At 28.9% G+C, this 14,837-nt stretch carries 14 protein-coding genes; 9 read left to right on the top strand and 5 right to left on the bottom strand.

Features of this window, described 5'->3' with window-relative positions; genetic code table 11:
• Nucleotides 1-22: 22 nt before the first annotated feature.
• A complete protein-coding gene (locus tag Ccar_RS14150; RefSeq protein ID WP_007060459.1) occupies nt 23-1,048 on the top strand; it encodes a GDP-mannose 4,6-dehydratase in 1,026 nt (341 codons plus the stop codon).
• Nucleotide 1,049: 1 nt separating this feature from the next.
• Entirely contained in the window at nt 1,050-1,490 is a 441-nt protein-coding gene (locus Ccar_RS14145; RefSeq protein ID WP_007060460.1) for a VanZ family protein, read from the top strand.
• A gap of 48 nt (nt 1,491-1,538) precedes the next feature.
• Here the strand turns inward: Ccar_RS14145 and Ccar_RS14140 are convergent, their stop codons facing one another.
• On the bottom strand, nt 1,539-2,513 hold the full coding sequence (locus tag Ccar_RS14140) for a right-handed parallel beta-helix repeat-containing protein (RefSeq protein WP_007060461.1): 975 nt from the start codon (nt 2,511-2,513) through the stop codon (nt 1,539-1,541).
• A 221-nt stretch (nt 2,514-2,734) separates the two neighbouring features.
• Here Ccar_RS14140 and Ccar_RS14135 point away from each other — a divergent pair, with 221 nt between their 5' ends.
• Complete coding sequence (locus tag Ccar_RS14135; protein WP_007060462.1) at nt 2,735-3,703, top strand: LCP family protein; 969 nt, start codon at nt 2,735-2,737, stop codon at nt 3,701-3,703.
• Between the two features lie 331 nt (nt 3,704-4,034).
• Nucleotides 4,035-4,865 (top strand): YitT family protein, encoded by an 831-nt coding sequence (locus Ccar_RS14130; RefSeq protein ID WP_007060463.1) that lies wholly within the window; start codon nt 4,035-4,037, stop codon nt 4,863-4,865.
• Nucleotides 4,866-4,949: 84 nt separating this feature from the next.
• On the opposite strand, the gene Ccar_RS14125 is transcribed toward Ccar_RS14130, so the two are convergent.
• The 4 genes from Ccar_RS14125 to Ccar_RS14110 all read right to left on the bottom strand — a co-directional run bounded on the left by Ccar_RS14125 (nt 4,950) and on the right by Ccar_RS14110 (nt 7,111).
• The gene (locus tag Ccar_RS14125) at nt 4,950-5,339 is read right to left on the bottom strand and encodes a GerW family sporulation protein (protein WP_048030099.1); all 390 of its coding nucleotides are present in this window, start codon (nt 5,337-5,339) and stop codon (nt 4,950-4,952) included.
• Between the two features lie 64 nt (nt 5,340-5,403).
• Nucleotides 5,404-6,060 (bottom strand): DUF2953 domain-containing protein, encoded by a 657-nt coding sequence (locus Ccar_RS14120; RefSeq protein WP_007060465.1) that lies wholly within the window; start codon nt 6,058-6,060, stop codon nt 5,404-5,406.
• A gap of 25 nt (nt 6,061-6,085) precedes the next feature.
• Entirely contained in the window at nt 6,086-6,544 is a 459-nt protein-coding gene (locus Ccar_RS14115; protein ID WP_007060466.1) for a zf-HC2 domain-containing protein, read from the bottom strand.
• Between the two features lie 3 nt (nt 6,545-6,547).
• Complete coding sequence (locus Ccar_RS14110) at nt 6,548-7,111, bottom strand: RNA polymerase sigma factor (RefSeq protein WP_035774534.1); 564 nt, start codon at nt 7,109-7,111, stop codon at nt 6,548-6,550.
• A gap of 219 nt (nt 7,112-7,330) precedes the next feature.
• Here Ccar_RS14110 and Ccar_RS14105 point away from each other — a divergent pair, with 219 nt between their 5' ends.
• From Ccar_RS14105 to Ccar_RS14085, 5 genes are all read left to right on the top strand, one after another.
• Nucleotides 7,331-9,814, top strand: coding sequence for an MBL fold metallo-hydrolase (locus tag Ccar_RS14105; RefSeq protein WP_007060468.1), 2,484 nt, complete (start codon nt 7,331-7,333; stop codon nt 9,812-9,814).
• Nucleotides 9,815-10,073: 259 nt separating this feature from the next.
• Nucleotides 10,074-11,447, top strand: a complete 1,374-nt coding sequence (locus Ccar_RS14100) for an amino acid permease (RefSeq protein ID WP_007060469.1) — start codon at nt 10,074-10,076, stop codon at nt 11,445-11,447.
• Nucleotides 11,448-11,588: 141 nt separating this feature from the next.
• Nucleotides 11,589-12,587: a hypothetical protein gene (locus Ccar_RS26110; RefSeq protein WP_007060470.1), complete on the top strand. Its 999-nt coding sequence runs from the start codon at nt 11,589-11,591 to the stop codon at nt 12,585-12,587.
• A 255-nt stretch (nt 12,588-12,842) separates the two neighbouring features.
• The gene (locus Ccar_RS14090) at nt 12,843-13,280 is read left to right on the top strand and encodes a MarR family winged helix-turn-helix transcriptional regulator (RefSeq protein WP_007060471.1); all 438 of its coding nucleotides are present in this window, start codon (nt 12,843-12,845) and stop codon (nt 13,278-13,280) included.
• A gap of 84 nt (nt 13,281-13,364) precedes the next feature.
• Entirely contained in the window at nt 13,365-14,726 is a 1,362-nt protein-coding gene (locus Ccar_RS14085; protein ID WP_007060472.1) for an MATE family efflux transporter, read from the top strand.
• The last annotated feature ends 111 nt before the right edge of the window (nt 14,727-14,837 follow it).

Here is a 14,837-nt window from a genome sequence, read left to right as displayed (position 1 = left end):
ATATTTTTAAGGAGGCAAATAATTGAGTTACAAACGTTTAGATATTAATAAAACATATCTTATCACTGGAGTGGCAGGTTTCATTGGATTTTATTTATCCCAAAAGCTCTTGGAACAGGGATGTCGGGTGATTGGGATTGATAATATAAATGACTATTATGATGTGAATCTTAAATATGCTCGTCTGAAAATACTTAAACCTTTTGAGAAATTTATATTCATCAAAGGAGACATCTCAGACAAAGCTATGATGATGAATATATTTGAAGAGTATAAGCCCAATATTGTGGTGAATTTAGCTGCACAAGCTGGGGTTAGGTATTCTATAGAGAATCCCGATGTATATATACAAAGTAATATCATAGGATTTTTTAATATTCTTGAAGCTTGTAGATATAATTCGGTGGATCACCTTGTGTATGCATCCTCTAGTTCAGTCTATGGTTCTAATAAAAAAGTGCCATTTGAAGAATCAGATTTTGTGGATCATCCAGTATCTCTTTATGCAGTTACTAAAAAATCTAATGAATTGATGGCTCATGCATATAGTCATCTTTATAAGATTCCAACTACAGGACTTAGGCTTTTTACAGTTTATGGCCCTATGGGAAGGCCAGATATGGCGTATTTTAGATTTACTCAAAAGTATTTTGCAGGGGAACCAATTAGTATATTTAATAATGGTAACTTTGAACATGATCTATACAGAGATTTCACATACGTAGATGATATTGTAGAAGGAATTGAAATTCTTATTAGTAATCCTCCTTTGGAAATTGTTCCTCATAAAGTATTTAATATTGGAAATAACAGTCCTGAAAAACTCATGATATTTATAGAAACTCTGGAAAAAGCTTTAAGTAAAGCTATTGGCAGAGAGGTAATATTTAGCAAAAAATTTGAACCTATGAAGCCTGGTGATGTACCTGCAACCTATGCATCAACGGATTTATTACAGGAAACTGTTGGGTTCAAGCCATCAACGACCATAGAGGAAGGGCTTCAGAGGTTTGCTGAATGGTACGTTGAGTATTATGAGGTGAAATAAAATGCGTAAAATTTTATCATGGATAGCTGTTATTCTTTGGATGGCACTTATTTTTAAGCTGTCGTCTCAACCAGCAGAGCAGTCTGGTAAATTGAGTACAGGAGTAACAGAGATTAATATAAAAGCCATAGAGAAAGTTAATCCTAGTGCAAAATTTAATATTAAACAATTTGATCATATAATAAGAAAAAATGCTCATTTTTTTGTTTATTTAGTTCTTGGTATATTTGTGATAAATGCTTTGAGAAGAAGTGGTGTAACTGGTATTAGGTGTATAGTTTTTGCGTTACTTATTTGTATTCTTTATGCTATAAGTGATGAAATACATCAAATTTTTGTTCCAGGCAGGGGAGCACAGGTTAAGGATGTTATTATTGATAGTGTTGGTGCTGCTGTTGGGATTGGCGGGGATTTAATAAGAAATAGAATAAATACCCATTGAGCTGTGGTTTTAGTCTGATGGGTATTTTTCTATTAAGATCTAAATTTTTTATTTAACTTTTTCAGTAGTAGAAAGATTTTTAATATATACTGGAGCAGAGTTAGAGTTTTTATCATTAAATTGTACTGGATTATTATTGGTATTTACATATACAGGATTTATATCAGTTATACTTCCAGTTTGTTTTATATCCACAAAGTTAACGCATAGACCATATTTAGCTCTTTCTCCACCATCATGTTTATGGTCTGTAATTGTTATATCTAAATAAGGTATTTTAGCTGCGATTAATATACCAGCGCCTTCAGTATTGTAGGTATATAAATTCTTTACTATATTTTTCTTCAATTTTTGAGTTGAGTAGTTCGGTTCAAAGTCTATTCCGGATGCTGGTGCTGTTCCATTCGTATTCATTATCTTTGTATCAGAAATAGTTAAATTTACAGCTGAAATTACACTTATACCTTGTCTTCTGTTATTATCAATTGTACAATTTGTAATTTCAATATTTTTGTTATAACCACGCTTTGAAGCTCCTAAATATATTCCGTCTCCCCAACAGTCTCTTATTATGATATTTTTGATTTTAATATTGGTACAATCATTAAGAGATATTCCCATGCCCCATTCTCCAGTAGTACCTTTGTGTGAGTATCTTTCGCCAATAATCCTACCTCCATTAATTGTTGTATTTTTAATATTGTTTAGTTTAATAATTCCATAGTCTTCCTTATCATTAGGAATAGCTCTTATTTCAGCTTCACTATCAAATACAATTACTTGATTTGATGAAAGTTTTAAACCTATTTCAGCGTCTATATTATAGATCCCACTTATAAACTTAACTTTTTTATTAGTAGCTAAAATTTTATTTATTTCTTTTTGTGACATATCGGGTCTAATGGAGATAGTATCGGACTTACCTAATGAAGTAGTATTAGATTGTTTGTAGAATAATATGAAGTATACTATAAAGAATATTAACGCAATAGTTACTAATACATATATTAAAATTGTAGACATTTTTATATTAATACCCCCTTTGTATAAATTATTGATGATACTATTTATTCATTTTGTTATTTAAATATGCTATATAAAAGTAAATTGTGAATAACTTATAAGAAAAATAAATAAAAAAGGGCAACCTGTATTGTAATGATAATTATCTAGTCTATAATGTGTTATTTTTAATTTTTAAAAATCATATAATAAATTATAAAATATGAGGAGTAGGTTCTTTTATGAGAAAAACTAGTAAAATTATATTGTCTACTATAACTGTTTTATTTGCAGCGATTGGAACAATTATTTTATGTTTTAATAGTCAATTAAACAAAGTAAAAAAAGCAGAAATACCAAAAACTAATTCAGAATTAAATATAAGCAATAATGTAGTTAAAAAGGATGATGAAATTATAAATATAGCTCTCTTTGGAGTTGATAGGAGACAGAAGGATGAAGCCTCACGTTCTGATGCACTTATGATTTTAACTCTTGATAAAAAACACAAGAAGATAAAAATATCTTCTATTATGAGAGATGCTTATGTTAATATTGATGGTTATGGAATGACTAAGATAAATCATGCATATGCTTATGGGGGACCTATGATGTCAATTAAAACATTAAATAAGAATTTTGATTTAAATATAAAGGACTATGTTACTGTTGATTTCTTTGGCTTTGAGAAAATAATTGACAGTGTTGGTGGGGTTGAGGTAAATATAACTCCAGAGGAACTAAAATATATTAATAACAACACAGATGAAAATTCAGAAAGTGGAAATAAGACTGCCTCTATTATTACAAACAGCGGATTACAAAAAGTCAATGGAAGACAAGCATTAGAATATACAAGAATAAGAAAAAATGATGGTGGTGATTTTCAAAGAACTGAAAGACAAAGAACAGTATTAATTCATGTACTAAATAAAATTAAAAAAGTTCCACCGACAGGTATGCTAAGTTTGATCTCTCAACTTTTGCCTTATACAGAAACGAGTATACCAAATACTGAAATATTAAAAAAATTAATGTCTGTGTATACATTAGGTATTAAGGATATAGGTGAGCAGAGGTTTCCACTAGATGGTTATTGTTATGGAAAGATGATAGATAATGTTTGGTATTTAATATTTGATTTAAATGCTACTAAAAATCAAATGCACCAATATATATTTGAAGATATTAAACCTAGTACAGTCAAATAAAATTTTTATAATATTACTTAAAATATTAGCTCTAAATTTAAATGCTACTTAAAATAATATATTGAGTTTAAATATTACTAAAAATAGTACCTGAAATTTAAAATAATACCTTTAAATTCATTGACAAATTTAAAGCGCAGTGTATAATAAATTATGGTATGATGTTATCGTAATTTGAAAAATTTAATATGTAAGCGAAATGAAGATGATTAGTATTAATTTTAATGTATAATTAATACTGGAAAGTTCGGCCTTTCATCCTAACGTAGGATGGGAGGTTTTTATGTTGTATGATTTAGAACTTATATTTATTTAAGAAAGGTGGATGGGTATGAAAAACAAGTTGATTGACCTAGGGGTTATTGTATTTGCAATTTTTTTATTTTCCTTTGCATTAAATGCATTTTTTTCTCCTTATCATATTGTTCCAGGAGGAGTAACAGGATTAGCCATTGTACTTGAAAGTGTGACTCATGTGAAAAAGTCAATAATAATAGGAATATTTAATGTACCTATTTTTTTGATGGGATTATATATATTGGGTAAAAAGTTTGTTATTAATACAGTACTTGGAGCTTTTCTAGTTCCAATTTTTGTTGAATTGACTAGTGGAGTTGGTCCATTCACAAAGGATATATTTTTAGCAACAGTTCTAGGTGGTGTTATGACAGGCCTTGCATTAGGAATGCTGCTAAGTAAACAAGCTTCTGTAGGAGGAACAGATACAGTAGCTAAGATGATATCTAAATTTATACACAAGCCTGTAGGTAAAGTTATGATGTGTATTGATTTATCTATTGTTTGTTTAACCGTTTATGTATTTGGAATAGAAAAAGCATTATATGGTGTTGTGACGGTTTACATAATAGGAAGAGTTGTTGATATGTATATTAAAGGATTTAAAGATTCAAAATCAGTTTATGTAATATCTGATAATATTGAAAAAATTAATGAACTGATTTTAACAGAAATGAATGGAAGAACTACCAAGCTAGAAGCAAGAGGCGGATATACAGATGACCAAAAGGTAATATTGATGTGTGTAATTACTAGTAAGGAGATAATTAAATTAAAGCAAATTGTAAAAGAAGTGGATAATAATGCTTTAGTTTTAGTTCAAGATTCCTATGAGGTTTATGGAAAGGGATTTAGTCTTACTTAGATATTTATTGAATATAGAAAAATTATTTTTTATAAAAAAGAACGTATATAGATTTGAACTTGTACAAATCTATATACGTTCTTTTTAATCTTCTTCAGATTTTTTTTCAGTACTATTATTTTTTTTATCTTTTTTAAACTTTGATACTATACCAGGTACCATTTCTAAAAGACTTTCAACATTATTTTTGTTATTTACAGGAAGCATAGTAACAGAATCATTTTTTATTACAATCATAGCATTAGGAGTTACTTTAGCGCCAAATCCAAGGCCACCGCCTGCACCATTATTTCCTTTATCATCAGTGCCGTTGCCGTAACCAGTACCGCATCCAAAGCTTACAGATATAATAGGAATTAAAGTAGTTTCTCCAATAATAATAGGTTCGCCAACAACAGTTTCAGTTTTTAAAAAGTTTTGTAATTTATTAAATAACACCTCTAAATTTTCTGGAATAGATGAACTATTTGCCATAATTAAAATCCTCCTAAATTTGTTTAATTTCTTATTACAATAATTAATACACATAAAGTATTAATTAAGTTTCACTAGTTTTAGATTTTTTTAGTAAAATTTTTCTAACATCCTTTTTTAATATAAATTTTAAAGTTCTAAAGACCATTAAAAATAAAAATGTTTTTCCACACATGCTGGCTTTTATATCTATAACATCATCATCAAAGACAGGATTTAAGTTTATATGGCTGTGAGGAATTACTTGTGCAATTATTGGGATAAAACCAGACAATAATCCAGTAATACAAGGATCATCAAAACCATAAACACCATTTATTTTTACTTCATCAGGTTTAACTATTTTTAACATGTCTTTAAAATAAGAAAGTACACAGCTTAAAAACTTTTTTTCTATAAAGTTTTTAATATTATTTGTTTTTGTCTTTTTCGATTTTTTGTTATCAGTTTTAACTTCTTTATCTTCCGAATGTTCACTTTCAGAAATTACATAAATAGCTTTGCTGCCTATGAAAAGGGTTATTTTAAAATTTTCTTCTTGCAAAGCTTTGATTTTAAATAAGTTGAACAGCCATAATATAGTTCCTTCAAAATTTGAACTATCGTTGATGTTATAATACAATTTGTATTTAAACGGAATAAATAACAATAATGCTAGTATAAAGAGTATAACACATAACAATATTCCAAGTACCTTTAAAAATGTAATGAGTATAAACACTTAAATACACCTCATTTTACAAAAATTAACTTGCATTAAATAGTTTAAAAAGCTTTGTTTTTTTAATTTTTTTAGTTATAGATTTCTTTATTGGTTTTTCTATAAATTTTATAGAGCTTTTTATACTTTTATGAATAAATTTATTAAATGGATTCTTCTTATAAAGCTTTCTTGAACTTTTTATATTTCCTTTGAAGTTTCTATAAAATCTATAGTTATTTTGAATTTTTAATTTTAAATCATTTTCTTCGATTTGGGATATACAATTTTCTGCTACCAATTCAGAAATTGTACTCAACCTTTCTGGAAAAACTAAATCATCTTCCATATTACTCAAGTTTTTATCTATGTCATATATAAGTTCTAAAGCTTTAGTACATTCATCACAATATTTTAGATGTTCATCTACAAATATTTTTTCCAGAGGATCTATGGTGTTATCTGCATAAGCATAAAGAAACTTTTTATCAAGTTTGCAGCTCATTTTTTATTCCTCCCGAATATTTTCTAGTTTCTTTTTAAGTAAAGCTTTTGCTCTATAAAGATCTGTTTTTATAGTACCAAGAGGTTTACACAGCAATTCAGAAATTTCATTATAACTTAAGTTTTCATAGTATCTTAATATTATAACTAATCTATAGTTTTCTGGCAAAGCTTTAAGATTTTCCTTTAAGATTCTCTTTAAATCCATTTTTTCAATTTCATGTTCAACATTGAAATCAGAAGCTACGGTATCCTCTAAAGTGGAATCTTCATTTAACTCTCCATTTAGGGATACTACATTGGATTTAATAGTTCTTTTGAAATTTAAACAAATATTTACGGAAAGCTTTCTCACCCAGGGATGAAAAGGCATATCATCATTAAATTTGTTTATGTTGTTAAATATTTTTATATAAATTTCCTGAACTAAATCGAGAGCATCCTGCTGGTTTTGACAATAGCTGTAGCATAATCTATACAAATATTTTTCATATATTTTAAACAATTCCATGAGAGCAGGCTTGTCATATTTTTTACATCTTAATATTAATTTTTTATCTATGTCCAATATGGTTCCTCCTCTAATAGAACTTATTAAATACAGACTAAACACAGAAATGTATTCCATTATTGTGTTTTTTTTAGATAAAGTACTTATAATTCCATGCATAATACTATATACACATATATTAACAATAAAGTTTCAAAAAAAGTAGCTTTTTTTATTTACTTTCTCAAAAAATAAATTTAGGATATAATATAGGATGTTGGAAAGTAGGTGTATTATATGAAAATTTCATTTTTGGGAGGAGCACATGAAGTTGGGGGAAGCTGCATACTCCTAAAAATTTATAATAAAAATATACTTTTAGATTGTGGAATAAGACAAGGTGCATCTAAAGATCCTCTTCCAGATTTCAGAACTATTCAGGAACAAGGAGGAATTGATGCAATAATTATAAGTCATGCTCATATGGATCACATAGGATCCTTGCCAATAATAAGCAAGGAATATCCTGGTGCTAAAATATATGCAAATAATATGACAAAGGATTTAATGAAGGTTCTTTTGTATGACAGCTTGAAGATAATGAAAAATAGGGAAGCAGAAATCCCACTTTATGCAGAAGTAGATGTTGAAAATATGTTAAATAGGATATTTACTATAAATTATATGGTGGAGTTTCCTATATTTGAAGATATAAAGATAACTTTTTATACAGCGGGTCATATAGCAGGTGCTTCTTGTGTGTATATTACTACACCAGAAGGCTCTTTATTTTATTCTGGAGATTTTTCAGTGTTTTCACAGAAAACAGTAGAGGGTTTAAAGGTTCCAAAACTTAGACCAGATGCTGCAATTTTTGAAACTACTTATGGTGACAGGCTTCATGCTAATAGAGAAGTTGAGGAAGAAAGGCTTTTACAGCTTATAAATGAATGTGAAGCAAATAGAGGAAAAATGCTAATTCCAGCTTTTGCTTTGGGAAGAGCACAAGAGATTATTTTAATTATTAAGAAGGCTTTAAATAAGAAATCTATAAAAAATGTAAAGATATATGTGGATGGAATGATTAAGGATATAAATAGAGTATATAAGTTAAATCCACTTTACTTAAAAAATTCTCTTGGAAAGAAAATACTAAGAGGAATCGAGCCTTTTTATGATGATAATATAATTGCTGTGGACAAGAAAGAAATTAGAGAGAAAATATTAGAAGATAAGGAGCCTTGTATAATAATTTCAAGTTCTGGTATGCTTACAGGAGGCTACAGCCAGTATTATGCAGAAAAGATAGCTCCTATGGAAAATGGGTACATAGTTATAACTGGATATCAGGATGAAGAATCTCCAGGTAGAAAATTATTAAATTTGCTGGAGGAGGAAGAAGATAAAAAGTTAGAGTTAAATGGAAGAAGCATTCCTGTGAAATGTAAAGTGGAAAAGGTAGGGCTTTCTGCTCATGGAGATAAAGGAGAAATAAAGTCACTTATAAATTTATTAACTCCTAACAACATATTTATGGTACATGGTAATGAAGAAGTGGTAGAAAGCTTTTCCAAGGAACTTTTATCAGAAGTAAGAGCAAGGGTATATGCACCGAAATGTGGAGAATGCTATGAGGTTAATATAAAAAATCCAAGAAAACAGTGGAAAAAACAAATGCCTCATGTTATAAAATCAAGCAGCAAATTAGATGAAAACAATATAAAGGAATTATGGAAGTTTATATTACATAACTATGGAGAAAGATTCTTTACTGTAGAAGAATTAATATATATATGGACCGGAAGTAATAAAATAAAAGCTTTAGAAATGGATGAAATTCAAAAATTAGTAGTGCAATCTGTATACTTTGAAAATGATAACAAAAGGTTATTCTTGTTTAAATGTAAAAGTGAAGAAGTGGTACAGGAAGAATTGAAGCCAAAAGAGTTAAAACCTAATGAGTTAAATGATTTTGCAGCTGAATATTTTTCAAAGTATAATTTTAAAAAAGCTGGACTTATTTACAATGAAAAGAAAGTAATATTGAGCTTTGATTTCCCTTATGTAGTAGATAAAGATATATATGAAGCTTGCAGGGAATTTGAGAGACAAACAAAATGGAAGGTAGAAATAAGCGATAAGGTAAATATAAATGCCTCAGACAGTTTAATATCAGAGCTTTTGTATGACCTAGATATAAAAAAGATATCCTATAGGCTTGAAGAAAAGAAAGCTGTGGTGATATTGAATTCTGAGTATAGTGTGGAACAAAGTAAGTTAAACACTTTTAAAGAAAAAACAGGATTAGAACTTTTAGTGCAAAGCTCTGGAGCAATTAAAGATGTAAGAAATGACATCATAGAAAGTGAAAATCAAATTAAGGCAGTTGAGCAAAATCAAGCCTTAAAGATTATAGAAGAAAGCTTTGAAAAAGAAGAATTCAAACCATATAAAAAGGGAATAAAATCAAATGATAAAGGAAAGTACATAGAACTTTCATTTATATCACCTGCAATTGGAAAAAAGTATACAGAAAAAGTTAGTGAACTTGCTAAAATTACAGGGTGGAATATGAGTATATCCAGTGCTGTAAATCAAAATGAAATAATAAAAATAGCACAGGTGCTCTGCAGAAGAGAAGGTATAATTATAAAGAAGAATCCATCCTTTAACCCTTTAAATTTAAGTATAGAGTTAAAGTTAGATAATTTAGAAGAAGAAAAAATGAAAGCAATAAAAGAAGAATTTGAATATAAAACAGGATGTAGTCTCAAATGGTAAACAAAAATTGCAGTTACATCAATGTGAGATTTATTTTCAGGATAGATTTATATATGATATAAATAGGAAATAGGCGAGTAAATAAGTTCGCCTATTTTTATATGAGAAAAATTACTTTATTTAAAGAAAAATAGGGTAATATGTTGAAAAATGCTCCATACTGACTTATATGAATGTTGTATAATTATTTGTTTTTATTTATAATTAATTGCATTTGTATAAATAAATTTTTTCAGGATTATTAGGAGGACTTAAATTAATGAATCTATTCAGAAAAAGATCTTTAGAAGATTTTAAGCAGTCCGTTGAAAAAAGTGGTCTTAAAAAGGAATTGAAGGCTTTTGATTTAGCGGCAATTGGAATTGGAGCTATAGTTGGGACAGGCATATTTGTTGCCACGGGTCAAGGAGCTCATTTAGCAGGTCCAGCAGTTACTATATCTTTTGTAATAGCAGCTATAACAAGTGCACTTTGTGCTCTTACTTATTCAGAACTTGCAACTATTTTTCCTGTAGCAGGCAGTACATATTCATATTCATATGTTGCCTTTGGGGAAATTATAGCATGGATTATAGGATGGGATTTAATACTTGAATATCTTGTTTCAGCAGCTGCAGTTGCTTCAGGGTGGTCAGGAACCTTAGTTGGAATATTAAATGATTATGGTATACATTTACCAGCAGCAATTATAAAGTCTCCTATGTCAGGAGGACTTGTAGATTTACCAGCTGTTTTAATTACAGTTGTAGTGACTTGGCTTTTGTATTTAGGAGTGTCAGAAAGTGCAAAAGTAAATGATATTATAGTTGGTGTAAAGATATTTGTAATACTTGTGTTTATAATTCTTGGAGTTACTCATATAAATCCTGCACATTATCACCCTTTTGCACCTTATGGAGTTAAGGGAATAATGTCGGGAGCAGCCATTATATTTTTTGCATTTATAGGATTTGATTCAGTATCTACAGCAGCAGAGGAAGCAGCTAATCCTAACAAAGATATTCCAATTGGATTAGCAATTTGTATGATAGCAGTTATTGTATTATATATATCTGTAGCAGTTATACTTACAGGAATGGTTCCATTTACGTCTATAGATGTAAACAATGCGCTTCCAGGTGCTTTATCAAGAATAGGAATCAACTGGGGATCATCTTTAGTTGGTGTAGGAGCTGTGCTTGGTATGATTTCTACTCTTCTTGTAACTTTATATGGACAAGTTAGAATATTCATGGTTATGTCAAGAGATGGATTGTTACCACAATCATTTTCTAAAGTATCTAAAAAACATGGAACTCCTGAATTATGTACTATAATAACAGGAGTTGTAACAGCTGTTATGGCAGGTTTTTTGCCATTAGATGTAATTATGGATTTATGTAATATAGGAACTTTATTTGCTTTTATACTTGTATCTTTAGGAATTATGATTTTAAGAAAGACAATGCCTGACATTGAAAGAAAATTCAAGTGTCCAGGTGTACCATATACTCCAATACTAACCATAATTTTTTGTATTTATCTTATGGCAAGTTTGCCAGCTGTCACTTGGATTAGATTTGCAATTTGGTTAGTAATAGGACTTTGTATTTACTTTGTTTATGGTGTAAAACATAGTACATTAAACAAGTAAAAAATTAAAGTAAAGTTTGCCTTATTTTGTTTAAGATGTAACATAAATTTCATTTGTTTGCCATGAAGTTGACACACAAGCAGGTTAATATAAAAACGTAAACAAAATAAAATATTAAAAAGCTTGAAAGGGGAAATTTAAATGGTAAATAAAAAACTAATGACCAAAGTGATAGCAGCATTAATGGTAAGTGGTACACTTTTTTCTACTGTAACTTATGCATCAGCTAAAAGTGCAACTGCAACTACTAAAGCTAAAGCTTCCCAAAGCGCGAAGGTAAATCATAAGAATGCAGGAACATCCTTAAAAGCAGAGCTTGATAAGCTTGTTACAGCAGGAACAATAACTGCAGATGAAGAAACAAAAATATTAGATTTTCAAAAACAAAAAGCTGCTGAAAAGAAAGCTGAAATGGATAAAGTAAAAGGAATGACAGCAGATCAGAAAAAAGCTTATTTTGCAGCAAACCCTAAGCAAAAAACTGATTTGTTTACTGAATTAGTTAATGCTAACATAATAACACAAGCTAAGGCAGATGCAATTAAAGCAGCTTTACCACAAAAACAAGCAAAACATAATGAAAATAAATCACAACAGGGAATAAAAACACAACTTGATAAACTTGTTACAGCAGGAACAATAACAGCGGATGAAGAAACTAAGATATTGGATTTTGCAAAACAAAAAGCTACTGAAAGAAAAGCTGAAATGGATAAAGTAAAAGGAATGACAGCAGATCAAAGGAAAGCTTATTTTGCAGCAAATCCTAAGCAAAAAACTGATTTATTTGCTGAATTAGTTAGTGCTAACATAATAACACAAGCTAAAGCAGATGCAATTAAAGCAGCTCTACCACAAAAACAAAGTTTTAAAGCACAGCTTGATAAACTTGTTACAGCAGGAACAATAACAGCAGATCAAGAAACAAAAATATTGGATTTTCAAAAACAAAAAGCTGCTGATATGAAAGCTCAAATGGAAAAAGTAAAAGGAATGACAGCAGATCAAAGAAAAGCTTATTTTGCAGCAAATCCTAAGCAGAAAACTGATTTATTTGCTGAATTAGTTAGCTCTAACATAATAACACAAGCTCAGGCAGATGCAATTAAAGCAGCTTTTCCACAAAAAGCTCATAAATAGTTAATAGAAATAACATTTAATTAATTTTAAATATAGATATAGGATATTAAGTGTAATATATACTTATTCCTATATCTTTTTTACATTCTACTTACCAGTTAATGATAATGGACTAAACATAATAGCATAAAAATATTTAAAGTATATAATTAATGAAAGAAATTTTATAGATACAAAATAAATATTGACACTTTGAATTCTAATTGTTAAACTATAAACAGTTAGAATTCAAAGATAATTTTAGGAGGAATTTAAATGACTAATTCTAGATATTCTATACAAACGCCATATTCACAATTAATAAGAAGTATTGCCATAAAAATGAAACTCAGTTCTGATGAAAAAGTAAAAAAGTTAGGATTAAATTCTCAACAAGGACGCATGATAGGGTATATTTATGAACATCAAGACAGTGGCATTATTCAAAAAGATTTGGCACGAGTATTTCAACGTACAGAAGCAAGCATTACAAGTATGCTTCAAGGATTAGAGAAAAAAGGGTATATAGAAAGAAGAATACCTAAAGAGAATGAGAGACTAAAATATATATATGTATTGCCTAAAGGCGCTGAATTGATAGAGGATTTTAATAAATCAGTGGTTGAGGAAGAGGAAAATATTATTGCAAGCTTGACGGAACAAGAAAAAGAGACATTGTTAGCTTTGCTATTGAAAGTAGATAGAAATTTATAAGTTATTAATATAATAACTTATAACTAAAAACTTAGAATTCTAAGAGTATGAATTCTAAGAATATTTATTGAGGAGGATGAAATTATGAAACAAAAATTGTCAAACGAATATTATTTAGAAAATGCACCAATTACTAAGGCAATTGCACATTTATCTATTCCTATGATGATTGGTATGTCAGTAGGTACAATATATAATGTTATTAATGCTTTTTTTATTGGACTATTAAACAATACAGATATGTTAACTGCTATTACTTTAGGACTACCAATCTTCACTATATTGATGGCTTTTGGAAATATGTTAGGAGCTGGAGGAGGAACATTTATAACTCGCCTTGTTGCAAAACAAGATATAGAGAAAGCTAAGAAGATAGCAGGATATACTTTTTACAGCAGTATTACCATAGGAATTTTTCTTGGAATAATCTTAACAATAGCACTTACTCCTATTGTTAAGATTATGGGGGCAGATACTTCAGCTATTATTAATTATACAAAAGGTTATTCTTTAACTATGTTTATTGGTGGTTTTGCAATTGTGATGAACTTTGCATTGGAGCAAGTTGTGAGAGCAGAAGGAGCATCAAAAGAATCAATGTTCGGAATGGTTGTAAGTACAATTTTTAGTCTTATCTTTGATCCATTATTTATACTATTATTTAAATTTAATGTTGTAGGGGTAGCATTATCAATGATCTTAGCTAATATAGCTTCATCTATTTACTATGTTTACTACTTGGAAACAAAAAGTGAGAATTTAAAAGGATTTATTAAGAATTTTAATATTTCTATTAAAGATAAAATAGAGATATATAAAATTGGGGTTTCTGAATTGTTCCTAGCTGGTTTTCTAATTATTACAACTCTTCTTTTAAATAACTATTCAATTAGATATGGAGAAAGTGTAGTAGCTAGTTTTGGTATTGCCTTGAGAATTGTACAAGTACCAGAATTTCTTGCAATGGGTCTTGCACTAGGAATTATTCCTTTAATTGCATATAATTTTTCTAATGAAAACTTTAAGAGATTAAAAGACAGTATAAAACAATCAGCGTTATGGATTTTGGGGTTATCAGGTGGGGTTATTACTTTAGTTTATATTTTTAGAAATATAATTATTCATCTGTTTTCTAATGATGTAGCAGTATTAAGTGTTGGAGTTTATATCATGGCTGCTATGCTTATTTCCGCATTTTTCAATGGATTTACAACATTATTTATAGGAATTTTTCAAGCATCAGGTCAAGGAACGCCATCAACAATTATGTCAATTACACAAGGAATTCTTTTTATTCCTGTTATAATAGTATTAAATAATTTCTTTGGATTGCATGGTGTTATATGGTCTATGACCATTACAGAAATAATTACCTTTTTAACTGGAGTAATACTATATATGATTTTTAATAATAAGCTAAAGAAGAATCAAGTAGCAGCAAACTAGCATCGATAAATATTGCTTAATCCGCTTGACAATGGGGATAAAATCAGTATATATTATAAATAATTAGTAAACCGACAATTTATATGTTAATTAAATTTTCAGGAAACTGGT

Source organism: Clostridium carboxidivorans P7 (genome assembly GCF_001038625.1).
In the GTDB taxonomy this organism is placed as follows: Bacteria; Bacillota; Clostridia; order Clostridiales; family Clostridiaceae; genus Clostridium_AM; species Clostridium_AM carboxidivorans.
The sequence above is the reverse complement of the archived record's forward strand: the minus strand, read 5'-3'. Positions and strand labels throughout refer to the sequence as shown.